Below are 24,836 nucleotides of genomic sequence, written 5' to 3' on the forward strand. Positions count from 1 at the left end.
CGGCCGAGCCCGTGAACGTCGAGCGGTGGGCGTCCCGGCACCGAGGACCGAGCCCCCGGACGACGTGTCCGGGGGCTCGGGTCTTTCGGGACCGTTCGGTCAGAGGCGTGAGGCTGTCACGCCCACCTGTGCCGGCTAGTCCTGTCGAGTCGCCTTACCTCGGCGGGTCCTCTTCATCGTGAAGAGGGCCGAGCTTCCGAGGAACACCAGCGCGGCCGCGGACGCGGCCAGGATGCCGGTCCCGGTCCCGCTGCTGCTCGTGCCGGCGGCGGCGAGATCGGGCGAAGCCCCCTTCGGCTGCCGATCGACGGTGGAGCTCACCGGGGCGAAGTTGACGCTCTTGGCCGTGCGGCCGGGAAACGCGTGGCCCAAAGCGTCGTCGAAGCCGCCCGGCAGGAAGCCGGCCCACGGGGGCTTGCCCTGGTCGCGGTCGTCGCGACCGTGGCCGGGCTTGCCCTCGTCGTCGTGACCGTGGCCGGGCTTGCCCTCGTCGTGGTCGTCGTGACCGTGCCCCTCCTCGCCCTCGTCGTCCCCGTCGTGGTCGTGGTCGTCGTGGTCGTCGTGGCCGTGTTCGCCTTCGTGGCCTTCGTGGCCTTCGTGGCCTTCGTGGTGGCCGTGATGACCGTGGTCGCCCGAGTCACCCTTTTCGCCCTTGTCGCCGCGAGGCCCCTTGGGCCCCGCGGGTCCGGCGGGTCCAGCAGGTCCGGCGGGCCCCGCGGGGCCGGTGGGCCCGGGTGCACCGGGGCTGCCACTGGGTCCGGGTGCGCCGGTGGGTCCGGGTGCGCCGGGGCTGCCGCTGGGGCCGGGGGATCCCGTCGGGCCGGGGGCGCCAGGGCTACCGGGTGCACCGGTCGGGCCGGGTGCACCGGTCGGTCCGGCGGAACCGGTGGGGCCGGGTGCGCCGGGGCTGCCGCTGGGGCCGGGTGCGCCGGGGCTGCCGCTGGGGCCGGGGGATCCCGTCGGGCCGGGGGCGCCAGGGCTACCGGGTGCACCGGTCGGGCCGGGCGCACCGGTCGGTCCGGCGGAACCGGTGGGGCCGGGTGCGCCGGGGCTGCCACTGGGGCCGGGGGATCCCGTCGGTCCGGGCGAACCCGTAGGTCCGGGGGATCCCGTCGGGCCGGGCGCACCGGTCGGGCCGGTCGAACCCGTAGGTCCGGGGGATCCCGTAGGTCCGGGCGAACCCGTCGGCCCGGGGGATCCCGTCGGCCCGGGCGAACCCGTCGGCCCGGTCGGCCCGGTCGGGCCGACGGCGCAGGTCGGTCTCGTGATGGTGTTGTTGTCCAGGGTGACCGCGCCATTGCGCGCCAGGGCGCGGCCTTCGATCACGGCGCTGTTGTTCAGCGAGATGGACTCCAGCGCCAGGATCGTGCCCTTGAACTGGGTGGTCGTGTCGAGGGTGGCGGAGCTGCCCACCTGCCAGAACACGTTGCAGGCATTTGCTCCGTTGATGAAGGCCACGGTACTCGCGGGGGCCGTGTTCAGCGTTGAGGGGATCCTGAAGATGAAGACGGAGTCGGGGTCGTTCTGGCCGTCGAGAGTGACCGTTCCGGTGAGTTGAATGAACGACGGGGCCGTGTAGACGCCGGGTGCCAGTGTCAGGCCGCCGATCTCGGACGAAGCGAGCACGGAACCGGGCCCCCGGCCCGCCGCGTCGTCGTAGGCGATGACGAGGTCGGACTTCGCCTGACCGGCGGCGGCGTTGGGAGCCACGCGCTGCACTCCGTTGACGATGCCGGGCGGGAAGCCGGTCACCGATGTGCCCGGATAGAGCCCCAGGTCGCCGTTGATGATGCTGGGGTTCGTGTTGGTGATCGTCGAACCGGCCAGCACCGCGTAACTGGTGGCGGTCCCCAGCCCCACGGGGGCTTCCGCGGCGTGAGCGAGGCTCGGGGTCAGGGCGACCGAGGCCAGGAGTACTGCGGGGAGCAGGGCGAAGGCCCCCCGTCTGAGCAGATCGCGTTGAAGACTTGTGGGAGGTGGAGCCGTCCGGAGGACATCCGACGCCATAGGAGGACCTTTCTTGTCGCCGGGCAGGGCCGCCGGCCCGCTGCGCGTGTCAACGCGCAGGCTCACCCCGAGCGGGGGGCGCGGATCCGCTCCGAGCCAGCGGTGGTGATGGGTCGTCATCACGCGAGAGTTCTCCCGCATATTTCACGGCAATAGACCGCAAATAGGTAAAAAGACCTATTTGGGTGACGTGGCGTCAGGAGGGTGCATGCGCCCGCGCGGCGTACGTCTGCGGGTATCCGCTGGGTCGTCGGCGCGGGCGGCGCTAAGGTCTGTGCGACTGCCCCGCGATCCCGCGATCGCCACGCCGTCGAACGCGACGGTAGACGTGGGCCCCATACCCGGGAACGGCTGCCTTCCGGACATGTGTGCGCCACCCGTCCCGACGGCGGTCGACGGCCGCCGGCCCGGAGCCGTGTCGTGCGAGGAACAGAGCATGGTCGTCCACACCGCGATTCCCCTCGAAGCCGAAGCCCGCGGCGTCCCCGAGCGCGTCTGGTACGCCTCGTACGGCTCCAACATGCACATGGACCGGCTGGCCGCCTACCTCGCCGGGGGGAGGCCGCCCGGGGCCGCGCGCACCTATCCCGGCTGCCGCGACCGGCGGGCGCCGGAGCGGTCCCTCGCCGTCGAGCTCGAGGGGCGGCTCTACTTCGCCACCGAGTCCCCGGTGTGGACCGGCGGCAGGGGCTTCTACGATCCGACGGCGCCCGGCCGCATGCGGGGGCGGGCCCACCTCGTGACGCCGGGTCAGCTGTCGGACATCGCCGCGCAGGAGATGTACGAGGAGCCGGGCGCGGACCTGGACCTGACCACGGTCCTGCGCCGGGGACGCGACGCGTTGGGGCCGGGGCGCTACGAGACGCTGATCTGTCCGGGGACGGTCGAGGGCATCCCCTTGCTGACCTTCACCGCCCCCTGGACCCTCCGGGACGTCGAGCCGCTCATGCCGTCGGCCGCATACCTGCGGTACCTGGCCGGCGGCCTGCTGGAATCGGGGCCGTGGGAGGAGCCGGACATCGCCGACTACCTCTCCGCCTGCCCCGGCGCGGCCGGCAACTGGACCGCGGCCCACGTCCTGGAGCTCCTCACGGGAGGCGACGGGTGAGGTCCCGCTCCCGGTAGGGGGCGGGACCTCGATGGTGTGGCTCGGGTGGCCGCGGCGGCCGCGGCGGTCGCCGTGCTCGCGGTATTCGGGTCTACGTCGGCGGGACCGCGCGGTGCCAGACCGGGCGGGCCTGGGTGGGGTGGGCCGTGGTGACGTGGAGTTCCGCGTCCAGGCCGAGGACCGCCGTGGTGGTGGCGCCGCCCTGCTCCACGGTGCCGGCCGGGGCGCCCGCGAAGAGCATCCCGGACTCCGTCCAGGCCGGCGGGCCGCCGAGGCCCGTCGTGCTGACGGTGCCCGAGTCGGCGCGGCCCGACAGGAGGCGGCCGGCCACGCCGATCGCGCCGTAGCCGGCCCGGCCGCCGGCCTCCGTGATGCTGGAGACGGCCGGCTTCGCGGTGCCGGCGCCCGCCGTGACCAGGACGGTGCGCACGACGCCCGAGTCGGGACGCCGGAAGTAGAGGCGGACGCCCGCGGCCTCCTGGGCCACGGTGAGGGGCACGGTGGTGGCCGGCAGCCCGGTCGGGAAGGGCCCGGCCAGCGGGGCGTCCGGGGCGGGCTGGATCCAGGCGAGCACGGACTGGGTGGTGGCGGCGTAGACGTGGCGCCGCCCCGCGGAGTCGGTGGCCGTCACGGGGTCGCTCTGCAGGTCCGCGCCGCCGAGGGACTGCCAGTCGCCGAAGCCGCCCGAGGACTGCTGGACGCGGGCGCGCAGGGTGCGGCGCGCGTCGCGGACGTACACGGTCAGGCGGCCGTCCTGGTCGGCGGCCGCGGAGGGCGCGCTGATCGAGGAGGTGCCGTCCTCGTCGTTGGCCTCGGGGGTGCCGAGCGAGACCCACGCCCCGAAGGGGCCGCCAGGCTCGGCCTGGGCGGCGTAGACGATCTCGCGCCGGTAGTCCTGCGGCCGTTCGCCGAAGACGGTGCGGGTGGCGAGGACGGCGACGCGCCCGTCCGGATAGCGGGTGGTGGTGGCGCCCGGGTCGATGCCGGTGCCGGGCAGCAGGGCCGGCCCCTGCCAGGCGGCGCCGGGGCCGGTGCCGGCCCCGCGGTTCCAGACGGCCATCTGGCCGTCGAGGACGGCGAAGGCGTACAGCCGGCCGGGCGTGCCCTGGGCCAGCCAGGAGGCGTTGTCGGCACGGGCGTAGCGCAGGGACTGGGCCCAGTTGTGGCCGGTCGGGCTGCCCGCGACCTTGCGGTCGCCGCAGCCGTAGGCGGAGCCGCAGTAGTTCTGCTTGTCGTGCCAGGCGTACGTCTTGAGGAAGCCGGTCTTCGTCTCGGCGGTCTGCGGGTCCAGCGAGTGCGGCAGGGTGCCGTTGTGGTAGCCCAGGTAGTTCTGGACGGCGAAGTGCGGCCGCTCCCCGACCGGGACCCGCGCGGCGTACGAGGCCGCACCGGCCTGCGCGAACCGGGCCCCGTACATGTGGTCCTGGTGGTCGGTGTACCTGCCGGTCTCGGCGTACCGCCCCGGTGTCGGGTCCTGCATCCGTATCGTCGTCGGCTTGTACCGCTCCAGGATCGCCGCTATCGCCGCGATGACCTGGTCCTTGGTGTACGTGTGCGGCTCCTTGACGGGGGTGCCGGTGGCGAGCTGGGGCACGAGCGCCGGTATCCGGCCGTACCAGAGGCCGCGCAGGCTGTCCGCGGTGTCCGCGATGGGGGCGCGGGCCTCGCGCATCTGCAGCCAGACCAGGTTGACGTTCGGCTTGGCGACGAGGACGTCGAGCTCGGCCTGGCCGCCGCCCGCCGTCGGTATGACCGTACGGCGCCACGCGCTGGTGCGGTCGCCGGTGGCCATCTGGGCGTAGGCGGAGCGTATGCCGTTCTGCCGGGCCTCCGCATAGTGGCCGCGGTCGGCGGGCTGCTCCGGGTCCTTGGCCGCGCCGCCGCCGGCCTCGTTGCGGCCGTCCGCCTCGCCGGAGGTGAGGTAGAGGGTGGTGAGCGGGGTGCCGCTCAGGAGGGAGCGGCTGAGGTCCGGGTTCATGAAGAACAGGTCGTCGTCGGGGTGGGCGACGACCTGGACGACCGATCCGGCGGTGGTGCTCGCGGGCAGGGCGGCCGTCGGGTCCGTTCCGGGGTTGCCTTCGGCGGCCGTCTGCTGGCCGGAGGCCACGGCGAGCACGCCGGTGACTCCGACGGTGAGCATCGGGAGCACGGTGGCGAGGAGGAAACGGCGACGGGATACGGGCATCGATTACGCCTTGGGGTCGTTCCGGCGGAAGAGAGGACCGCTGCTGATCGGCCGCGGGGTCAGTGGCGGCCGGTCAGTGTCGGTCAGTCAATGAGAGGTCAATACGGGCAACTTGGTTCACTCGGTCGGCCGATGACTTCTGATTTCCGGAAGTGACCGTCTTTGGTGGTGCATTGTGCGTGCTTCGTGTGTGTATGTGACCGACATGTGGAGGCCGTTCCTCCGTCCGCCCCCCCGGAACGTCGCGTCGAGCGGCCGCGGACGGGCGCGGGCGGGCGAGGAGGACGGACGCGGGCGGGCGAGGAGGACCGACGCGGAGTGACGCAGATCATCGGACCGGCCACGCCCTGCCCCGCCCCGGTGCCCGGCCCCGGCGCCACGCCGCGATCCCGCGTCCCGATCCCGCGTCCCGGCGCTCCGTCCCGGTGAGTCGAACGCCTGCTCCGGCTAGGCTTTCCCCGGGCGATCACGGACCGCGCCGCGACCACCGGCCCCGGTGGCCGCGGAGCCGCGAACCGCCCGGCCAGGGCAGAGGCGACCGACGTACGCGGGAGGCGGCGGGATGACAGTCCCGGGACGCAGGAGCAGTACCTTCAGCCGGCTGCTGCGCAGCGGCTTCATCGACCTCTCCGCCGCCACCCGGCTGCTCGACTCCGAGGCGCTGGCCACCGTACGCAACGACCCGGTCCTCCTCGACGCCCTCGGCGCCACCGCGGACCCCGACCTCGCCCTCGTCGGGCTCGTCCGGCTCGCCGAGGCGCAGAGCGACGAGGAGCGGCCCCTGCTCCTCGACACCCTCGTCAGCGCCAAACCGCTCCGCGACCGCCTCCTCGGCGTGCTCGGCGCCTCCGAGGCGCTCGCCGACCACCTCGCCCGCCACCCCCGGGACTGGCAGGCCCTCGTCACCTACGAGGCCGCCGACCTGCACCCCGGGCTCCCCGAGTTCGAACAGGGCCTCGCCGGCGCCCACGACCCCGTCGCCCTGCGGGTCGCCTACCGCCGCTGCCTGCTCTCCATCGCCGCCCGCGACGTCTGCGGCACCACCGACGTGGCCCAGGCCGCCGCCGAGCTCGCCGACCTCGCCTCCGCCACGCTGCGCGCGGCCCTGCGCATCGCCTGCGCCGCCGCCCCCGCGGACGCGGCCGCCTGCCGGCTCGCCGTCATCGCCATGGGGAAGTGCGGCGGCAACGAACTGAACTACGTCTCGGACGTCGACGTCATCTTCGTGGGCGACGCCACCCCCGGGACCGACGAGGGCAAGGCCGTCCAGGCCGCCACCCGTCTCGCCTCCCACCTGATGCGGATCTGCTCCGAGACCACCGTCGAAGGCGCCATCTGGCCCGTCGACGCCAACCTCCGACCCGAGGGAAGAAACGGTCCGCTCGTCCGTACCCTCGCCTCCCACCTCGCCTACTACCAGCGCTGGGCCAAGACCTGGGAGTTCCAGGCCCTGCTCAAGGCCCGCGCCGTCGCCGGCGACGAAAAGCTCGGCGCCGAGTACGTCGATGCCATAACCCCCCTCGTCTGGCAGGCCGCCGAGCGCGAGAACTTCGTCGCCGACGTCCAGAAGATGCGCCGCCGCGTCGTCGACAACATCCCCGCCGCCCAGGTCGACCGCGAACTGAAACTCGGCCCCGGCGGCCTGCGCGACGTCGAGTTCGCCGTCCAGCTCCTCCAGCTCGTCCACGGCCGCTCCGACGCCACCCTGCACTCCGGCAGCACCCTCGACGCCCTGCACGCGCTGGCCGCCGGCGGCTACGTCGGGCGCGCCGACGCCGCCCAACTGCACGACGCGTACCGGTTCCTGCGGGCCATGGAACACCGCATCCAGCTCTACCGGCTGCGCCGCACCCACCTCGTCCCCGAGGACGAGGCCGACCTGCGCCGCCTCGGCCGCTCCATGGGCCTGCGCACCGAACCCGTCGCCGAGCTCAACAAGGCCTGGCGCCGGCACGCCTCCGTCGTCCGCCGCCTCCACGAGAAGCTCTTCTACCGCCCGCTCCTCGACGCCGTCGCCCAGCTCGCCCCCGGCGAGACCCGGCTCTCCCCGCGCGCCGCCGGCCAGCGCCTCGAAGCCCTCGGGTACGCCGACCCGGTCGCCGCCCTGCGCCACCTCGAAGCCCTCGCCTCCGGCGTCACCCGCAAGGCCGCCATCCAGCGCACCCTGCTGCCGGTCCTCCTCGGCTGGTTCGCCGACTCCGCCGACCCGGACGCCGGCCTGCTCGGGTTCCGCAAGGTCTCCGACGCCCTCGGCAAGACCCCCTGGTACCTGCGGCTCCTGCGCGACGAGGGCGCCGCCGCCGAGAACCTCGCCCGCGTCCTGTCCGCCGGCCGCCTCGCCCCCGACCTGCTGATGCGCGCCCCCGAGGCCGTCGCCCTGCTCGGCGACCCCGAAGGCCTGGCACCCCGTACCCACGAGGCCCTCGAACAGGAGGTGCTCGCCGCCGTCGGCCGCGCCGCGACCCCCGAAGCGGGCGTGGCCGCCGTCCGCGGAGTCCGCCGCCGCGAGCTGTTCCGCACCACCGCCGCCGACATCATCGGCTCCTACGGCACGGAGGACAGCCCGGCCGAAGAGGACCACGGAGCCCTGGTCGACCGGGTCGGCGACGCCCTCTCCGACCTCACCGCCGCCACCGTCGCCGGCGCCCTGCGCGCCGCCGTCCAGGGCCAATGGGGCGACACCCTGCCCACCCGCTTCGCGATCATCGGCGTCGGCCGCTTCGGGGGCCACGAGCTCGGCTACGGGTCCGACGCGGACGTCCTGTTCGTCCACGAGCCCCGCGAGGGGGTCGAGGAACAGGTGGCCGCGAAGGCCGCCCAGGCCGTCATCGCCGAGATGCGCAGGCTCCTCCAGCTGCCCACCGCTGACCCGCCGCTGCTCATCGACGCCGACCTGCGCCCCGAAGGCCGTTCCGGCCCGCTGGTGCGCACCCTCCCCTCCTACGCCGCCTACTACCGCCGCTGGTCCCTCACCTGGGAGTCCCAGGCGCTGCTGCGCGCCGAACCGATCGCGGGCGACGCCGAGCTCGGGGCCCGCTTCATCGATCTCATCGACCCGCTGCGCTACCCGATGGAAGGCATCGGGGAGGACGCGGCCCGCGAGATCCGCCGGCTCAAGGCCCGGATGGAATCCGAACGCCTGCCCCGCGGCGCCGACCCGACCCTGCACGCCAAACTCGGCCGCGGCGGTCTCAGCGACGTCGAGTGGACCGTCCAGCTGCTCCAGATGCGGCACGCGTGGGCCGAACCGGGCCTGCGCACGACCCGGACCCGCCGGGCCCTGGCCGCCGCCCACGCGGCCGGGCTGATCCCGACCGAGGAGGCGCAGATCCTCGACGAGGCCTGGGTCCTGGCCACCCGGGTCCGCAACGCCGTGATGCTGGTCCGCGGCCGCGCCGGGGACACCTTCCCCTCCGACGCCCGCGAACTGGCGGCGGTCGGCCGCTACCTCGGCTACACCCCGGGCCGGGTCGGCGAGATGCTCGACGACTACCGGCGCATCACCCGTCGCGCGCGGGCGGTGGTGGACGAGCTGTTCTACGGCGCGTAGGACCTCGCGGGCGCCCCGGTACGACGCCCGTACGGATCCTGCCCGCCGGGTACGACGCCCGGGACCTCGCCACCGACCCCTGTACGGCGGCGAGGTCCCACGCGCCCGTCCGGGCTACGGGATGGTCTTGTCGTAGCCCTTGTCCTGGGTGGAGTCGTAGACCTGCTTGCCCTGGGCGTCGTAGCCCTTGATCCGCGGGGCCTCGGTGACGGCCCGGTCCAGGACTCCGGTGGCGGCGAACCAGCCGCGGTCGAGGGCGGCTTCGACCTCGGCGCCGCCGTATCCGACGGTGACCCGGGCCACGTCGGGGGTGACGGTGCCGATGCTGCCCCAGCGGTACGGCAGCCGCCAGGCGCCCTCGGAGCGCATCCGCTGCAGGTAGAGCTTGCCCCCGTTGATGTCGGGGGCGACCGGCCACGGCCCGGGATCCGGGCGCGGGCCGGTGGAGGTGTTCAGGCCGCTGGCCTCGCCCTCCTTGATCATGCAGATGAGCCGGGCCGTCGAAGGGGCGTCCTTGACGGCGACGATGAACTGGCCGTTACCCGGCGCGTTGTCGTTGCCGGTGCTGCGGAGCGCGAGCAGGACCCGGTATTCGGTGGCCCTGCCCAGGTCCGGCCGGACGTACGGCAGCGCGGCGGAGTGCTGCCGGTCGTACGCGAGGCACTTCTCGAGCCCGGCGGCCGCGTCCTGGAGGGTGATCCCGTCGGCGAGCTGCCCGGGGGTCGCGGGTGCGGCCGGCCCGGGGGGCGGCTGGGGGGACGGCGGGGCCGTGGTCGGTCCCGGTCCGTCGCCCGCCGCGGACACCCGCTCGGCGGGCCCGTCGCCGGCGTCGGAGCCGGTGAGGGCCAGTGTCGTGACCGGTACGACGGCCAGCACGAACAGGGCCGCCCCGGCCACCGCCAGCCGGCGCCGGCGCTCCGCGCGGCCCTGCCGGACGATCTCCGGGTACGGGGCGGCCGCGGGCCGTACGTCCTCGGCGTCCCGGGCCATCCACGCGCGCAGGTCCCCTTCGAACTCGTCGCCCTGCGGGCCGCTCCGCAGGCGGCCGAGCCCCTCTGCCCGCTCGCCGTCCCGGCCGCTGCCCCGCCCGTGGTCCTCGCCGTTGCCCTGCCCGTTCACGCGGCCGCCCCCTCGTTCCTCGTCGCGATCCGGTCCAGCCCGGGCCAGGCCCGCAGTTTCACCAGGGCCTTGGACGCCTGGCTCTTGACGGTGCCCTGGGAGCACCCGAGGACGTCGGCGGTCTCGGCCTCGGAGAGGTCCTCCCAGTACCGCATCACCACCACCGCCCGCTGGCGGGCGGGAAGTCGGGCCAATGCCTCCATCAGCACGCTGCGTTCGTCGGCCCATGCCACGGCGTTGTCGCGCACCGAGGTGTCCGGCACGCTGGCCGTCAGCCGCTCGGCGACCCGGCGCTTGCGGAACCGGTCGCTGTTGCACGTGACCAGCATCCGGCGGACGTACGCCTCGGGGCTGTCCATGCGCGCCACGCGCCGCCACGACCGGTACGCCTTCGCGAGCGCTGCCTGGGTCACGTCCTCCGCGTCGTGCGGATCGCCCGTCAACAGGTAAGCGGTCCGCACCAGATGGGTCCAGCGTGCGGCGACGAACGAGTGGAAGTGAGCTTCTTCCTCGGCTTGCATCGGCACCTCCTTCGCCCCCTTGACCACCACCCGCTCGGATTCGGTTGCCCCGCGGGGCAGTCGAATTTCTCACGGGATCGCGGCCGGGGGTCAGGCGGCCTCGGTCGCGGGCCGGGCGCCGGAGCCCGGGCCGGAGCCCGGGCCGGGGTCCGGGTCGGGGTCCGGCTCCGGGTCGGGCTCGAGATCCGGGTCGGGTCCGGGGTCCGGGCCCTTCGCCGGTGCGGGTTCCGAGGCCGCGACCCGGACCGGTGCCCACGCCGGCGCCGGCGCCGGGACTCGCCCGGGCGGGGCCGACCGCAGCGCGAGGGGGACGTTGTACGACACCGTCCGGGTGACGACCTGCCCGGACGGGAGGCGCTCCCGGGTCCGGGACAGGTAGCCGTGCGCCTCCTGTTCGCGCAGGGCCGCCGCGATGCGGGTCTCGCCCTCGGAGAAGCGCGCCGACAGGGCCTTGATGGAGACCGGGGCGCCGGTGGGCAGGGACTGGATGTGGATGGACAGGCCGATCGCGGTCAAGCTCAGCTCGCCGTGCTGGGCGAGGCGGTTGCAGATCTTGACGTAACGCTCGGCCGGGGGGTCTTGCTCGTGCATGACGCCGGGCCTCGGATTGCCGTACGGAGCGCGCGGGGACGCGCTGAGCTGCTGTGGGGCCACGGGAAGCCGTTCACTTCCCGAGCGGTGAGGCCCTCGGCCGGGATGCGGGTCCCGGCGGGGGCCGTTCGTGTGTCGGGTGGTGCCGGGGCTGAGCCTGCACCCTGAATTGGCATATGCGCCAGTCGAGTTGATCTCATTCACCCGACCGGGTGAGGGCGCCGCCGGTGCGGCCGGGGCGGGTCCTTTCCCCCGGTCCTCACCGCGGTCGGGGTCACGCGCCGATGCGTACCAGCGCGAGGGTGATGTTGTCGGGACCCCCGGCCTCGATGGCGGCCTTCCACAGCTCGTACGCCGCCTTTCCGTCGTCGTGCACCCGCAGCAGCTCGTCGATGGCTTCCTCCGGCACCGGGTCGGTCAGCCCGTCGCTGCACAGCAGGTAGCGGTCGCCCGTGGACAGCGGAAGGGTCGCCACATGGGGCGTGACCGTGCTGTGCCCGCGCCTGCCGCCCAGCGTCTGCGTCACGGCCGACGTGGTGCGCCGGCCCGGCTCCGGCGGCGGACTGTCGTCCACGCTGACCTGGCGCAGCCCGTCCGGGGCCGCGTGGAACACCTTGCTGTCACCCACGTTGAACGTCAGCAGCGAATCCGCCAGGACCAGGGTCCCGGCCACCGTGGTCCCCATGGCGGTCAGCTCCGGGCGGCCCGACGTGGCCGAGAACACCGCGTGATTGCAGAGGTCCAGGGCGTTCTCGACGGCCTGGGCGCCGTCCAGCGAGGGGCCGAGCAGGGCGAGCTCGCGGACGACCAGCTCGCTGGCGACCTCGCCGGCCGGCTGCCCGCCCAGCCCGTCGGCGACCGCGACGACGAGCGGTCTGCCGAGGGGGAACAGGAGCGTCTGGGGGCTCGTGGTCGTGGTCCCGCACAGCGTCCACGGTCCGACGACCAGGCTGTCCTCGTTGTGCTCGCGGACCAGCCCGACATGACTCAGGGCGGTCACGGCTATGTACGCCACGATGACGTCCCGCCTCTCCGCAACGGCAGACGCGTTCCTCACCCCATTGTCACGCCACTCGGCACGCGGCGCGTGGCCTGCCGGACGCGGCCGCCCGCCCGGCCCGGCCGCGGCGGGGGACCCACCCCCCGAAGGCGTACGCCCGCTTCGCCGCGGAGCGCGCCGGGAAGCCTCCCGTAGCACCGACACCACCGCCCCCGAAGGAGAAGCGCCGTGCCCGCTGCCGACACCGTCCTCACCGGAGGCCGCGTCCGCACCCTCGACCCCGCCCGCCCCGAGGCCCGTGCGGTAGCCGTCCTCGGCGGCACCGTCGTCGCCGTCGGCGACGAGGCCGACGTACGCGACTGGCGCGGACCCGGCACCGAGGTGACCGACCTCGCCGGCGCCACCCTCACCCCCGGACTCACCGACGCCCACAGCCACCCCGTCTGGGGCATCGAGATGGCCACCGGTACGGACCTCTCCGCCGTCACCGACGTGGACCGGCTCCGCGCCGCGCTGCGCGAGGCCGCCCGCGGCCCCGGCGGCTGGATCCTCGGCCACGGCCTCGACCACAACGCGTTCGGCGGCCGCCCCGTCGACAAGGCGCTGATCGAGGACGTCCTCGACGGCGCCCCCGCCTTCCTGCGCCTCTACGACGGCCACTCCGCCCTGGCCTCCGGCGCGGCCCTGGCCGCCGCCGGGATCACCGGCCCGCGCACCTTCGCCCAGCGCTCCGAGATCGTCTGCGACGGCGCCGGGCAGCCCACCGGCCACCTGATCGAGCAGGCCGCGATGGACCTGGTGGGCTCCCTCGCGCCGAAGCCCGCGTACGCCGAGCGCCGGGCCCGGCTCACCCGGCTGCTCTCCGACATGGCCGCGACCGGGCTGACGGGCGCCCACGTCATGGATCTCGGGGCCGGGGACGTACCGGCCCTGCTCGCGACCGTGGAGTACGAGGGCGATCTGCCGCTGCGGCTGAACCTGTCGCCCTGGTGCATGCCGGGCGCGGGCCCCGACGAGCTGGAGGAGCTGATCGAGACCCAGCTGCTCGGCGGCCGCCACTGGCGGGTCGGCGGCGTGAAGTTCTTCATGGACGGCACCGTCGAGGGCGGCACCGCCTGGCTGGAGCGGGCCGACTGCCACGGCCAGGGCACGGAGGCCTTCTGGCCGGACCCGCACGCCTACGCCGGGGCGCTACGGGTCCTCGACACGGCCGGGGTCCGGACCGCGACCCACGCCATCGGTGACGCGGCCGTCCGGCACGTCCTGGACACCGTGGCCTCGCTGGGCGCGCAGGCCCGGATGCGGCACCGGATCGAGCACATCGAGACGGTCCCCGACGACCAGCTGAAGCGGTTCGCGGAGCTCGGGGTGATCGCCTCGATGCAGCCGCCGCACACCGCGTACACCCGGGCCGACCCCAGTGACGAGTGGTCCAGGCGGCTGGGAGGCGAGCGGGCCGGCCGCGCCTGGCGCTGCCGTGACCTGCGGGACGCGGGCGCGGTGCTCGCGCTGGGCTCGGACTGGCCGATCGCCCACCACGACGCCCGCCAGGTGCTGGCCGTGGCCCGCAGCCCGCGCGGCGCGGCCTCGGCCGGTACGCCGGCGTGGACCGGGGCGGCGCTGACGGGGCTGATGGCCCTGGAGGGCATGACCTCGCACGCCGCGCTCGCGGCGGGGGAGGAGCGGGTGGCGGGCCGGATCGCGGCCGGGTTCCGGGCGGATCTGACGGCCTTCGGGCTGGATCCGGTGGAATGTCCGGCGGACGAGCTGGCCGAGGCTCCGGTCCGGCTCACGATGTCGGGCGGGCGGATCACCCACAGGGCGGACTGAGGCCCGGCCCGGGGAGGCCCGGCGCGGGGGAGGCCCGGCGAGCCCTGCGCGGCTCCGCGCGGCTGGGGTCTCCGTGCCGGAAGTGCTCCGTGCCGGAAGGGACTCCGTGCCGGAAGCGGCTCAGTTCCGGAAGCGGCTCAGCGCAGGATGGTTGAGCACGGCCGTCGCCACCGGGTGGCGGCCGGTGTCCTCGGGCCGACGGGGCAGCCGGTGCGGGAGGGACCCGTACCAGGCGCGGGAAACGGCGAAGCCGAAGGCCAGGCAGAGCATGCCGCCCACGGCGTCGAGCCAGAAGTGGTTGGCGGTGGACACGATCACGATCAGTGTCGCCGTCGGGTAGAGCAGGCCCAGGATCCGGGCCCAGGGGGCGGAGGCGACCGCGAAGATCGTCAGCCCGCACCAGAGCGACCACCCTATGTGCATGGAGGGCATGGCCGCGTACTGGTTCGACATGTGCTTGAGGTTGCCGGAGGCCATGGACCCCCAGGTGTGGTGGACCAGCACGGTGTCGACGAAGTCGTGCCCGTTCATCAGCCGGGGCGGCGCGAGCGGGTAGAAGTAGTAGCCGACCAGGGCCACGCCCGTGGTGGCGAAGAGGACGAGCCGCGTCGCCGCGTAACGCCCGGGATGGAAACGGTAGATCCAGACCAGCACGCCGATGGTGACGATGAAGTGGAGCGTGGCGTAGTAGTAGTTCATGCTCACCACGAGCCAGGTCACCGAATTGACGGCGTGGTTGACCTTCTCCTCCACGGCGATGCCGAGCGCCTGCTCCACCTTCCAGATCCAGTCGGCGTTCGCGAGCGCGGCCGCCTTCTGCTCGGGCACGGCGTTGCGGATCAGCGAGTACGTCCAGTAGCTGACCGCGATGAGCAGGATCTCGAACCAGAGCCGGGGCCGCCGCGGAACGCGCAGCCGGGAGAGCCGGGCACGCTCGGAAGACTCCGGGCGGTTCGCGCCCTCGGCCCCGACGGGTGACGAGAGGTCCGTCCGGGTATCCAGTGTCTTCACGCTCGCTTCACCCATAGGGAAAGAGTCTGCCAGATGGCGTACTCGCCTCCGATCATCCCCGAGGACGGTCTTGGGCGCAGCATCTCCCCCTCGCGAACGAGCGGAGCCCTTGTGTCCCTAGGGGTTCTCGATCAGGTGCGGGCGGGGCCCCGGCCCTGCTGCGGCCCCGACGCGGTCGACCCCCGGACCACCAGCTCGGGCAGGAAGACGAACTCGCTGTGCGGCGCCGGCGTCCCGCCGATCTCCTCCAGCAGGGTCCGGACGGCCGCCTGGCCCATGGCCTGGACGGGCTGGCGGATCGTGGTCAGCGGCGGATCCGTGAACGCTATGAGAGGGGAGTCGTCGAAGCCCACGACCGAGACGTCCTGCGGCACCCGCAGCCCCTGCTGCCGGGCCGCCCGGATCGCGCCGAGCGCCATCATGTCGCTCGCGCACACCACCGCCGTGCAGCCCCGCGAGATGAGCGCGGCCGCGGCGGCCTGGCCGCCCTCCAGCGTGTAGAGGGAGTGCTGGACCAGCTCCTCGATCTCGTCCTCGGAGAGGCCGAGCCGCTCCTTCATGCCGAGCCGGAAGCCCTCGATCTTGCGCAGGACGGGCACGAACCGCTTGGGTCCGACGGCCAGTCCGATCCGGGTGTGCCCGAGCGCGGTCAGGTGGGTCACCGCGAGCTGCATGGCGGCGCGGTCGTCGGGGGAGACGAAGGGGGCCTGCACCTTGTCGGAGAACCCGTTGATGAGGACGTACGGGACGCCCTGCCCGCGGAGTTGGTCGTAGCGGCCCATGTCGGCCGTGGTGTCCGCGTGCAGTCCGGAGACGAAGATGATCCCGGAGACCCCGCGGTCGACGAGCATCTCGGTCAGCTCGTCCTCGGTGGACCCGCCGGGCGTCTGCGTGGCCAGCACCGGCGTGTACCCCTGCCGGGTCAGCGCCTGGCCGATGACCTGGGCGAGCGCCGGGAAGATGGGATTGTCCAGCTCGGGGGTTATCAGGCCGACGAGACCCGCGCTGCGCTGGCGCAGTCGTACGGGGCGTTCGTAGCCGAGCACGTCGAGGGCGGCCAGCACGGATTCACGGGTGCCTGCGGCCACACCGGGCTTGCCGTTGAGCACGCGGCTGACTGTGGCTTCGCTGACCCCCGCCTGGGCTGCGATGTCGGCTAGCCGTGCGGTCACGGGATTGGACTGTACCGGTCGCACGCTACAAAGCCCACCAGGTGCACGAGTCCGAGGGCAGCCGCACGGTCCGGCCGTCCGTCTCCACCGGAGCGCTGGAGAGTACGGGGCGCCCGGGCGCGGGAAGTTCGAGTGGAGCGGGCCGGGTGTTGAGGGTGCAGGCGAAGCCGGGCCGGGTGAAGAGGAGGACGCCCTCGGGCGCGGGCAGCCAGGTCAGCGGCCCGGCCTCGGGGGCGCCGAGGCCGGGGAGTGCGCGGCGCAGTTCGAGGGCCGCGCGGTAGAGCTCGAGGGTGGAGTGGGGGTCGCCGGTCTGCGCGGCGACGCTCAGGCCGGCCCATGCGGCGGGCTGCGGGAGCCAGCTGCCGCCGGTGCCGAAGCCGTACGGCGCCTCGTCGCCGGACCAGGGGATCGGGACGCGGCAGCCGTCGCGCAGCCCGTCCTGCCCGGCGGTGCGGGCGAAGGCCGGGTCCCGGCGGACGTGGTCCGGGAGGTCGGTCACCTCGGGCAGGCCGAGTTCCTCGCCCTGGTAGACGTACGCCGACCCGGGCAGGGCCAGCATCAGCAGCGCGGCCGCCCGCGCCCGGGCCAGACCCTGAGCCCCGCCGCCGTACCGCGTGACGTGGCGGACCACGTCGTGGTTCGACAGTACCCACGTGGTCGGGGCGCCGACCGAGGCGGTGGCGGTCAGGGACTCGTCGACGACGGTCCGCATCGCGGCGGGGTCCCACGGGCAGTTGAGGAAGCGGAAGTTGAAGGCCTGGTGCAGCTCGTCGGGGCGCACGTACAGCGCGAGCCGCTCCGAGGTGGGCGCCCAGGCCTCGGCGACCCCCACGCGCGGGCCCTCGTAGGAGTCGAGGAGCCGCCGCCAGGAGCGGTGGATCTCGTGGACGCCGTCCTGGTCGAAGAAGGGGAGCGGCTCGGTGCCGATCAGTGTGGCCTGCGCGCCGCGGCCGATGTCCGGCAGCCCGGGGGCCTTGACCATGCCGTGGGCCACGTCCACGCGGAAGCCGTCGACGCCGAGGTCGAGCCAGAAGCGCAGGACGGAGGCGAATTCCTCGGCGACCTCGGGGCACTGCCAGTTCAGGTCGGGCTGCTCGGGGGCGAAGAGGTGCAGGTACCACTCCCCGTCGGGGGTCCGGGTCCAGGCCGGGCCCCCGAAGACCGACTCCCAGTCGTTGGGGGGCCCGGCGCCCGTGGGCCCCCGGCCGGGCCGGAAGTGGTAGCGGGCCCGGGCGGGGGCCCCGGGGGCGCCGGCCAGCGCCTCGCGGAACCAGGGGTGCTGCTCGGAGGTGTGGTTCGGGACCACGTCCACGATGACGCGCAGGCCGAGGGCGTGGGCGGAGCGGACGAGGTCGTCGGCGTCGGAGAGGTCGCCGAAGAGGGGGTCGACCGCCCGGTAGTCGGCCACGTCGTAGCCGCCGTCGGCCTGGGGGGAGACGTAGAAGGGGGTCAGCCACACGGCGTCGACCCCGAGCCGGGCCAGGTGGGGCAGGCGCTCGCGGACCCCGCGCAGGTCTCCGACGCCGTCGCCGTCGCTGTCCCCGAAGGAGCGCACGTACACCTGGTAGATGACCGCATCGCGCCACCAGCCACCGCTTTCGTTGGCGTTGCTGGAAGCGCTTGCAAGCCGGGAGGCGGTCAGCTCGTGGGTCATATCGGGTCAACGCAGGTATGCGCCCCCTGGTTGCGGGCCCGGGCGGTCGAAGAAGGTTCGAACTAACAGCAAGGTGCGGCAACCGTCCGGACACGCGGATGTAACGATGAGCCCTTCTTGCAGAAATTTGCCGCAAGCTCTTTCGGACAGCTTTCAGGCTTGTTACGTTCTCGGCAACTCGGGACCGCGAGGCGCGGCCGGGATCATCGAAGGAGTTCATATGCGGCGTGGCATAGCGGCCACCGCGCTGGTCGCGGCTCTGGCGCTCGCGGCGACGGCTTGCGGCGGTGACACCAAGGACGACGGCGGGGCCAAGGCCGACGGAGAGCTCTCCGGCACGGTCACGTGGTGGGACACCTCGAACGACGCCGAGAAGGCGTCCTTCCAGAAGATCGCCGAGGCGTTCACCGCCAAGCACCCCAAGGTGACCGTCAAGTACGTCAACGTTCCCTACGGTGACGCCCAGAACAAGGTCAAGAACGCCTTCAGCAGCGGCTCCGAGGCCCCGGACGTCATCCGCTCCGACGTGGGCTGGGTCGCCGACTTCGCCTCCCTCGGCTACCTCGCCGAGGTCCCGGCCGACACGGCGAAGAAGATCGACGCCGAGTTCCTGCCCCAGGCCGCGGCCAGCGGCAAGTACGAGGGCAAGTCCTACGCCGTCCCGCAGGTCATCGACACCCTCGGCCTCTTCTACAACAAGAAGATGCTCGCCGACGCCGGCGTCCAGCCGCCCACGACGCTGGAAGAGGTGAAGACCGCCGCCGCCGCCATCAAGGCCAAGACCGGCAAGGCCGGCCTCTACCTGCGCGGCGACGACTCCTACTGGTTCCTCCCCCTCATCTACGGAGAGGGCGGCGACCTCGTCGACGCGAAGACCAAGACGGTCACCGTCGACAACGCGGCCGGCGTCAAGGCGTTCAAGACCGCCCGCGACCTGGTCACCTCGGGCGCGGCGATCACCAACGCCACCGACGGCTGGACCAACATGCAGACCGCCTTCAAGTCGGGCGAAGCCGCGATGATGATCAACGGTCCGTGGGCCGTCGCCGACAGCTACGCCGGCGACCAGTTCAAGGACAAGGCCAACCTCGGCATCGCCGCCGTCCCGGCCGGCTCCGTCAAGGCGGGCGCCCCCCAGGGCGGCCACGACCTCGCCGTCTACGCGGGCTCCAAGAACATCCCCGCCGCGCAGGCCTTCGTCGACTACATGACCTCGCAGGAGGTGCAGGTCCAGTCCGCCAAGGACCTGAGCCTGCTCCCGACCCGGACCGCCGCCTACGAGCAGCCCGACGTCAAGTCCAACGAGATGGTCCAGTTCTTCAAGCCGGCCGTGGACAAGGCCGTCGAGCGCGCCTGGATCCCGGAGAACGGCTCCCTCTTCGAGCCGCTCAAGGTCGAGTACACCAAGGCGATCACCGGGGCCTCGAGCCCGGAGGACGCGGCCAAGTCGGCCGGCGTCGAATTCCGCAAGATCCTCAAGGGCTGGAAGTAACGAAACCATGGCTGCTCACACCAGCCAGTCGGTGGCGAAGGCCGCGGGCAGCGAAGTCGGTCCTGATGCCGACCTCGCCGCCCGCGGCCGGAGCCGCAGGACTGACAGCAACAACGGGACCCGGGGCGGGAACCGCCCCGGGCTGAGGCGCGCGCTGGCCACCCACTGGTACGCCTGGGCCATGGTCGCCCCGGTGGTGCTCGTACTCGGCGTGATCATCGGCTGGCCGCTCGTCCGTGGCGTCTACCTGTCGCTGACCGACGCCACCGAGCGCAACGTCGGCCGCACCATCGGCGCCAACCACATCGAGGCGACGTACCAGTTCGTCGGACTCGACAACTACGCCGACGTCCTCGCCGACCCGGTGTTCCTGCAGCGGCTGGTGTGGACGGTGCTGTGGACCGTCGCCTGCGTGTCGATCACCTTCACGCTCGGCCTCGCCCTCGCCACCATGCTCAACCGGGAGTTCAAGGGCCGCGCCGCCTACCGGATGGCGCTCATCCTGCCCTGGGCCGTCCCCGGCTTCGTCTCCGTCTTCGCCTGGCGGTTCCTCTTCAACCGCGACAACGGCATCCTCAACAAGATCCTCGAAGGCGGCGGCATCACCGCCGTCCCGTGGCTCGACGACCCGACCTGGGCCAAGGTCGCGGTCATCGCCGTCAACGTCTGGCTCGGCGTCCCCTTCATGATGGTCGCCCTCCTCGGCGGAATGCAGTCCGTCCCCGGCGAGCTCTACGAGGCCGCCGAGATGGACGGGGCCGGCCCGTGGCAGCGGTTCCGCCACATCACCCTGCCGGGGCTGCGCGCCGTCAGCATGACGGTGATCCTGCTCTCCACCATCTGGACCTTCAACATGTTCCCGGTGATCTTCCTGCTCACCCGGGGCGGACCGGGCGACTCCACCGAGATCCTGGTCACCCAGGCCTTCCGCGAGGCGTTCGTCTCCAGCCCGCGCGACTTCGCCGGCTCGGCGACCTGGGGCGTACTGATCCTCCTGCTGCTCATGATCTTCGCGCTGGTCTACCGGCGCTCGCTGCGCAAGCAGGGAGAGGTGTGGTGACCGTGACGACCCCGCCCAAGACCGCCGCCCACCCTGGCCGCCGCCGGGGGCAGCGCTCCCCGCTGGCCTCCGCGGGCCTGCACGCCACCCTGGTCGGCGCGTCCGTGATCGCCGTGTTCCCGGTGCTGTGGGTCCTGCTGACCTCGCTCAAGCCCGCGAAGCACGCCATCTCCACGGACTTCGTCAAGGAACCGACCCTCGACAACTACCGCTACCTGGTGGAGTCGACCTCCTTCCTCACCTGGTTCGGCAACTCCGTCCTGGTGGCCGGCATCACCACCGTCCTCGGGGTGTTCATCGCCGCCACCACCGGATACGCCGTCAGCCGCTTCAAGTTCCCCGGAATGAAGCCGCTGATGTGGACCCTGCTCATCACGCAGATGTTCCCGATGGCCATCCTCATCGTGCCGCTCTACAACCTCATGGGCGACCTCGGGCTGCTCAACCAGCCGCTCGGCCTGATCATCACGTACCTCACCATCGCCGTGCCGTTCTGCGCCTGGATGATGAAGGGCTTCTTCGACACCATCCCCGTGGAGATCGACGAATCCGGCCGGGTCGACGGGCTCAACCCCTTCGGCACCTTCTGGCGGCTCATCCTGCCGCTCGCCAAGCCCGGCCTCGCCGTCACCGGCTTCTACGCCTTCATCACCGCCTGGGGCGAAGTCGCCTACGCCTCCGCCTTCATGGTCGGCGACGAGCACCTCACCCTGGCCGGAGGACTGCAGACCTTCGTCACCCAGTACACCTCCAACTGGGGCGCCATGAGCGCGGCCTCCGTCCTCATCGCCATCCCCGCCGCGTTCTTCTTCCTCTTCGCCCAGCGTCACCTCGTCGCCGGGATGACGGCAGGCGCGACCAAGGGCTGACCGCCCCGTCACGGGCTGACCACCCGTTGCCCGCCCCCTCTCACCCCCGGCCCGATCTCTCAAGGACGACATGACCCAGCACCTCGCCGACGCGCTCCCCACCTCCACCGGCACCACGCCCGGCTGGTGGAGAGAAGCGGTGATCTACCAGGTCTATCCGCGCAGCTTCGCCGACTCCAACGGGGACGGCATGGGGGACCTCGAAGGCATCCGCAGCCGACTGCCCTACCTCAAGGAGCTGGGCGTCGACGCCGTCTGGCTCAGCCCCTTCTACGCCTCCCCGCAGGCGGACGCCGGCTACGACGTCGCCGACTACCGGGCCATCGACCCCATGTTCGGCAGCCTGCACGACGCCGACGCCGTGATCCGCGAAGCCCACGCGCTCGACCTGCGGATCATCGTGGACCTGGTCCCCAACCACTGCTCCGACCAGCACGAATGGTTCAAGCAGGCGCTGCGCGAAGGCCCGGGCAGCCCGCTGCGCGAACGCTTCCACTTCCGCGCCGGGCGCGGCGAGGACGGCGTGGAGCCCCCGAACGACTGGGAGTCGATCTTCGGCGGACCGGCCTGGACCCGGGTCGCCGACGGGGAGTGGTACCTGCACCTCTTCGCCCCCGAGCAGCCCGACTTCAACTGGGAACACCCCGCCGTCCAGGACGAGTTCCGCTCGATCCTGCGCTTCTGGCTCGACCTCGGCGCCGACGGCTTCCGCATCGACGTGGCCCACGGCCTGGTCAAGGCCCCCGGTCTGCCCGACCTCGGCCGCGGCGAACAGCTCAAGCTGCTCGGCAACCAGGTCCTGCCCTTCTTCGACCAGGACGGGGTCCACGAGATCTACCGCTCCTGGCGCCGCGTCCTCGACGAGTACGCGGGCGACCGCATCGGCGTCGCCGAGGCGTGGACCCCGAGCGCGGACCGCACGGCCCTGTACCTGCGGCCCGACGAGCTGCACCAGGCCTTCAACTTCCACTACCTGAACACCGGATGGGACGCGCAGGCGCTGCGCGCCACCATCGACGAGTCGCTGGACGCGATGCGCCCGGTCGGCGCGCCGACCACGTGGGTGCTGTCGAACCACGACGTGGTCCGTCACGTCACGCGGTACGGCGGCGGGGCGCAGGGTCTGGCCCGGGCGCGGGCGGCCGCGCTGCTGATGCTGGCCCTGCCCGGGTCGGCGTACGTCTACCAGGGCGAGGAACTCGGCCTGCCCGAGGTGACCGACCTCCCGGACGCGGTCCGCCAGGACCCGGCGTTCGCCCGGGGCGAGGGGCAGGACGGGCTGCGCGACGGCTGCCGCGTCCCGATCCCGTGGTCCGGCGACGAGGCGCCGTACGGCTTCGGCACCGGTGGCAGCTGGCTCCCGCAGCCCGCCGCATGGGCCGGCCTGAGCGTCGCCGCGCAGACCGGCGACCCCGGCTCCACCCTGGAGCTGTACCGCGCGGCGCTGCGGCTGCGCCGTTCGCACCCGGAGCTGGGCGCGGGCGACGCGGTGGAGTGGCTGGAGGCCCCCGAGGGCGTCCTGGCGTTCCGCCGGGGCGACTTCACCTGCACGGTGAACACCACGGCCGAGCCGGTGCGGATCCCCGCGCCGGGCACGGTCCTGCTGGCGAGCTCCGCACTGGCGGACACCGACGTACTGGCACCCGACACGGCGGTGTGGTGGCAGGGGTGACCTCCCCGCTCCGGCTGACGGACATCGCCGCGCAGGCCGAGGTCAGCGAGGCGACCGTCAGCCGTGTCCTCAACGGCAAGGCGGGCGTGGCGTCCGGCACCCGTCACAAGGTGCTGGCCGCCATGGACCTGCTGGGCTACGAGCGCCCCGTGCGCCTGCGGCGACGCAGCAACGGGCTGGTCGGTCTGCTGATCCCCGAGCTCACCAACCCCATCTTCCCGGCGTTCGCCCAGGTCATAGAGCAGGCGCTGGCGGGGCACGGCTACACCCCGGTGCTGTGCACGCAGACGCCGGGCGGGGCCACCGAGGACGAGCTGGTGGAGCAGCTGGAGGAGCGCGGGGTCACGGGCATCGTGTTCCTGTCCGGCCTGCACGCGGACTCCTCCGCGGACCCGGCCCGCTACCAGCGACTGGCCGCCCGGGGCGTCCCGTTCGTCATGATCAACGGCTTCAACGAGCAGGTGCAGGCGCCGTTCATCTCTCCGGACGACCGCGCGGCGGCGGAGATGGCGGTACGCCACCTGGAGGACCTGGGCCACCGGCGGATCGGCCTCGCCATCGGGCCGACGCGCTACGTTCCGTCGGCCCGCAAGGAGGCGGGTTTCGTCTCCGCCCTCCCCTCGGCCAAGGCCGAGGGCCTGATCCAGCGCACCCTGTTCACGGTGGAGGGCGGACACGCGGCGGGCGGAGCCCTGCTGGAGCGCGGCTGCACGGGCATCGTGTGCGGCAGCGACCCCATGGCCCTCGGCGTCATCCGCGCGGCGCGCGAGCGGGGCCTGCGGGTCCCGGAGGACGTCTCGGTCGTCGGCTTCGACGACTCCCCGCTGATCGCCTTCACGGACCCCCCGCTCACCACGGTCCGCCAACCGGTCCGCGCGATGGCCACGGCGGCCGTCGGAGCCCTCCTCGAAGCGGTGGCCGGCACCCCGGTCCAGCGCACGGAGTACGTCTTCCAGCCGGAACTGGTGGTGCGCGGGTCGACGGGCCAGGGGCCGGGGGAGTAGGGCGGTGGCTTCGGGGGTTGGGCGTGCTGCGGGCGGGCCGGTGGCTCTGACGGTCCCCGCCCGCGCGTGACTTCGGATCGTCGCCCACCGGCAACGACGGACAGCGGGCGTGGTCCGGGAGGGAGTCTGCCGACTACTCCAAGGCCAGGCCCCATCGCACCGCACGTTCGACGGGGGAGTAGGCGCCGTCGTGGCGGTCCAGGTCGAGCGGGGCGGTCGCGGTGAGGGGCGGCTGGGCCATGAACCGCGGGGCGGTGCCGCGGTTGGCCTGGGACGAGTGGATCAGGAACGGGTGGCAGAGGTAGACATCGCCTGCCTGCCCGGTGGCCAGGGCCAGCGGGCGATCGGGCGCGTCGAGCCTGCCCGCCCGGTCCATGGCCGCGCAGAGCGCGAAGAGGTCCATGCCCGCATCGCCCGCGGGCTGCAGGAACGCCGGGACGTCCAGGTGCGAGCCGACCTTGATCCTGGTCGGCGCGGTCTCGGCGTCGACGTCGGAGAAGAGGAACAGCATCAGCAGCGCCCGGTCGCGGGACTGGAGATTGAGCCGGTATCCCGTCTCTCCTTCGGGTGTGTAGCCGGCATCCATGTGCCAGCCGGCGTCGCCCGGGTCGGCCGGGTGCGGAAAGCGGATGGGGAACGTGCCGAGACCAACGCGTCGCGCCCACCGGCCCGGACCCACGAGCTGGTCGAAGGCGGAGTGCAGGCGCTCGGTGGTGGCCGCCCGCTGGAACGGCTCGTCCGCGTAGCCGCCGAGCCTGACGACGGGCTCGGTCCAGGTCGCCGGGTCGTCCGGATCGAGTCCGGTCTCGCGCCACAGAAAGGCCCGGCACTCCTCCGCCAGCGCACGTGGAAACGCCTCCGGAAGGCGGACGAAGCCGTCCGTGACGAACCGCTCGATCTCGTCTGCTGACAGCACGTTCTCCATGGCAGCCGATTTTCGACAGGAACACGAAGATCGGCAACCGGGATTCGCGGGGGCCGCCCGCGGGCG

At 73.1% G+C, this 24,836-nt stretch carries 18 protein-coding genes; 8 read left to right on the forward strand and 10 right to left on the reverse strand.

Annotation, left to right across the window (positions count from 1 at the left end; all coding sequences use genetic code 11):
• Positions 1-135: 135 nt before the first annotated feature.
• Positions 136-1,860 carry an ice-binding family protein gene (locus ACWF9Z_RS08570; protein WP_453598950.1) on the reverse strand — a complete coding sequence of 575 codons (1,725 nt, stop codon included), beginning with the start codon at positions 1,858-1,860 and terminating at the stop codon, positions 136-138.
• 583 nt (positions 1,861-2,443) lie between these two features.
• Here ACWF9Z_RS08570 and ACWF9Z_RS08575 point away from each other — a divergent pair.
• Complete coding sequence (locus ACWF9Z_RS08575; RefSeq protein ID WP_453598953.1) at positions 2,444-3,115, forward strand: histone deacetylase; 672 nt, start codon at positions 2,444-2,446, stop codon at positions 3,113-3,115.
• 91 nt (positions 3,116-3,206) lie between these two features.
• Here ACWF9Z_RS08575 and ACWF9Z_RS08580 read toward each other — a convergent pair whose 3' ends face one another.
• Positions 3,207-5,300 carry a PIG-L family deacetylase gene (locus ACWF9Z_RS08580; protein WP_453598956.1) on the reverse strand — a complete coding sequence of 698 codons (2,094 nt, stop codon included), beginning with the start codon at positions 5,298-5,300 and terminating at the stop codon, positions 3,207-3,209.
• A 562-nt stretch (positions 5,301-5,862) separates the two neighbouring features.
• Here ACWF9Z_RS08580 and ACWF9Z_RS08585 point away from each other — a divergent pair.
• Entirely contained in the window at positions 5,863-8,850 is a 2,988-nt protein-coding gene (locus tag ACWF9Z_RS08585; protein WP_453598958.1) for a bifunctional [glutamine synthetase] adenylyltransferase/[glutamine synthetase]-adenylyl-L-tyrosine phosphorylase, read from the forward strand.
• Between the two features lie 114 nt (positions 8,851-8,964).
• Here ACWF9Z_RS08585 and ACWF9Z_RS08590 read toward each other — a convergent pair whose 3' ends face one another.
• The 4 genes from ACWF9Z_RS08590 to ACWF9Z_RS08605 form a co-directional block, all read right to left on the reverse strand.
• On the reverse strand, positions 8,965-9,969 hold the full coding sequence (locus tag ACWF9Z_RS08590) for a hypothetical protein (RefSeq protein WP_453598961.1): 1,005 nt from the start codon (positions 9,967-9,969) through the stop codon (positions 8,965-8,967).
• Positions 9,966-10,490 (reverse strand): SigE family RNA polymerase sigma factor, encoded by a 525-nt coding sequence (locus ACWF9Z_RS08595; protein WP_453598963.1) that lies wholly within the window; start codon positions 10,488-10,490, stop codon positions 9,966-9,968. Before ACWF9Z_RS08595 ends, ACWF9Z_RS08590 begins: the two co-directional genes overlap by 4 nt.
• 90 nt (positions 10,491-10,580) lie before the next feature.
• On the reverse strand, positions 10,581-11,081 hold the full coding sequence (locus tag ACWF9Z_RS08600) for a hypothetical protein (protein ID WP_453598965.1): 501 nt from the start codon (positions 11,079-11,081) through the stop codon (positions 10,581-10,583).
• Between the two features lie 274 nt (positions 11,082-11,355).
• A complete protein-coding gene (locus ACWF9Z_RS08605) occupies positions 11,356-12,096 on the reverse strand; it encodes a PP2C family protein-serine/threonine phosphatase (protein WP_453598968.1) in 741 nt (246 codons plus the stop codon).
• Positions 12,097-12,309: 213 nt separating this feature from the next.
• On the opposite strand from ACWF9Z_RS08605, the gene ACWF9Z_RS08610 reads away from it, so the two are divergent.
• Positions 12,310-13,911, forward strand: coding sequence for an amidohydrolase (locus tag ACWF9Z_RS08610; RefSeq protein WP_453598971.1), 1,602 nt, complete (start codon positions 12,310-12,312; stop codon positions 13,909-13,911).
• Positions 13,912-14,031: 120 nt separating this feature from the next.
• Here the strand turns inward: ACWF9Z_RS08610 and ACWF9Z_RS08615 are convergent, their stop codons facing one another.
• The 3 genes from ACWF9Z_RS08615 to ACWF9Z_RS08625 all read right to left on the reverse strand — a co-directional run bounded on the left by ACWF9Z_RS08615 (position 14,032) and on the right by ACWF9Z_RS08625 (position 17,748).
• Positions 14,032-14,937, reverse strand: coding sequence for a phosphatase PAP2 family protein (locus ACWF9Z_RS08615; protein ID WP_453598974.1), 906 nt, complete (start codon positions 14,935-14,937; stop codon positions 14,032-14,034).
• Positions 14,938-15,053: 116 nt separating this feature from the next.
• Positions 15,054-16,094: a LacI family DNA-binding transcriptional regulator gene (locus tag ACWF9Z_RS08620; protein ID WP_453598977.1), complete on the reverse strand. Its 1,041-nt coding sequence runs from the start codon at positions 16,092-16,094 to the stop codon at positions 15,054-15,056.
• A 25-nt stretch (positions 16,095-16,119) separates the two neighbouring features.
• On the reverse strand, positions 16,120-17,748 hold the full coding sequence (locus ACWF9Z_RS08625) for a glycoside hydrolase family 13 protein (RefSeq protein WP_453598979.1): 1,629 nt from the start codon (positions 17,746-17,748) through the stop codon (positions 16,120-16,122).
• 220 nt (positions 17,749-17,968) lie between these two features.
• Here ACWF9Z_RS08625 and ACWF9Z_RS08630 point away from each other — a divergent pair, with 220 nt between their 5' ends.
• The 5 genes from ACWF9Z_RS08630 (at position 17,969) to ACWF9Z_RS08650 (ending at position 23,845) form a co-directional block, all read left to right on the forward strand.
• Complete coding sequence (locus ACWF9Z_RS08630) at positions 17,969-19,240, forward strand: extracellular solute-binding protein (RefSeq protein WP_453598982.1); 1,272 nt, start codon at positions 17,969-17,971, stop codon at positions 19,238-19,240.
• 7 nt (positions 19,241-19,247) lie between these two features.
• Complete coding sequence (locus tag ACWF9Z_RS08635) at positions 19,248-20,300, forward strand: carbohydrate ABC transporter permease (protein ID WP_453598985.1); 1,053 nt, start codon at positions 19,248-19,250, stop codon at positions 20,298-20,300.
• On the forward strand, positions 20,297-21,169 hold the full coding sequence (locus ACWF9Z_RS08640) for a sugar ABC transporter permease (RefSeq protein WP_453598988.1): 873 nt from the start codon (positions 20,297-20,299) through the stop codon (positions 21,167-21,169). The genes ACWF9Z_RS08635 and ACWF9Z_RS08640 overlap by 4 nt, the downstream gene beginning before the upstream one ends.
• Before the next feature lie 70 nt (positions 21,170-21,239).
• Positions 21,240-22,841: a glycoside hydrolase family 13 protein gene (locus ACWF9Z_RS08645; protein ID WP_453598990.1), complete on the forward strand. Its 1,602-nt coding sequence runs from the start codon at positions 21,240-21,242 to the stop codon at positions 22,839-22,841.
• The gene (locus ACWF9Z_RS08650; RefSeq protein ID WP_453598993.1) at positions 22,826-23,845 is read left to right on the forward strand and encodes a LacI family DNA-binding transcriptional regulator; all 1,020 of its coding nucleotides are present in this window, start codon (positions 22,826-22,828) and stop codon (positions 23,843-23,845) included. The genes ACWF9Z_RS08645 and ACWF9Z_RS08650 overlap by 16 nt, the downstream gene beginning before the upstream one ends.
• A 133-nt stretch (positions 23,846-23,978) precedes the next feature.
• On the opposite strand, the gene ACWF9Z_RS08655 is transcribed toward ACWF9Z_RS08650, so the two are convergent.
• Positions 23,979-24,770 (reverse strand): phytanoyl-CoA dioxygenase family protein, encoded by a 792-nt coding sequence (locus ACWF9Z_RS08655; protein WP_453598995.1) that lies wholly within the window; start codon positions 24,768-24,770, stop codon positions 23,979-23,981.
• Positions 24,771-24,836 lie beyond the last annotated feature (66 nt).

The organism is Streptomyces sp. NPDC054961, from assembly GCF_053609145.1.

Coding starts and splice junctions, on each gene's coding strand:
- ACWF9Z_RS08630 (WP_453598982.1), top strand. CDS start 17,969: ATGCGGCGTGGCATAGCGGCCACCGCGCTGGTCGCGGCTCTGGCGCTC.
- ACWF9Z_RS08645 (WP_453598990.1), top strand. CDS start 21,240: ATGACCCAGCACCTCGCCGACGCGCTCCCCACCTCCACCGGCACCACG.
- ACWF9Z_RS08580 (WP_453598956.1), bottom strand. CDS start 5,300: ATGCCCGTATCCCGTCGCCGTTTCCTCCTCGCCACCGTGCTCCCGATG.
- ACWF9Z_RS08585 (WP_453598958.1), top strand. CDS start 5,863: ATGACAGTCCCGGGACGCAGGAGCAGTACCTTCAGCCGGCTGCTGCGC.
- ACWF9Z_RS08635 (WP_453598985.1), top strand. CDS start 19,248: ATGGCTGCTCACACCAGCCAGTCGGTGGCGAAGGCCGCGGGCAGCGAA.
- ACWF9Z_RS08615 (WP_453598974.1), bottom strand. CDS start 14,937: ATGGGTGAAGCGAGCGTGAAGACACTGGATACCCGGACGGACCTCTCG.
- ACWF9Z_RS08655 (WP_453598995.1), bottom strand. CDS start 24,770: ATGGAGAACGTGCTGTCAGCAGACGAGATCGAGCGGTTCGTCACGGAC.
- ACWF9Z_RS08600 (WP_453598965.1), bottom strand. CDS start 11,081: ATGCACGAGCAAGACCCCCCGGCCGAGCGTTACGTCAAGATCTGCAAC.
- ACWF9Z_RS08575 (WP_453598953.1), top strand. CDS start 2,444: ATGGTCGTCCACACCGCGATTCCCCTCGAAGCCGAAGCCCGCGGCGTC.
- ACWF9Z_RS08625 (WP_453598979.1), bottom strand. CDS start 17,748: ATGACCCACGAGCTGACCGCCTCCCGGCTTGCAAGCGCTTCCAGCAAC.
- ACWF9Z_RS08595 (WP_453598963.1), bottom strand. CDS start 10,490: ATGCAAGCCGAGGAAGAAGCTCACTTCCACTCGTTCGTCGCCGCACGC.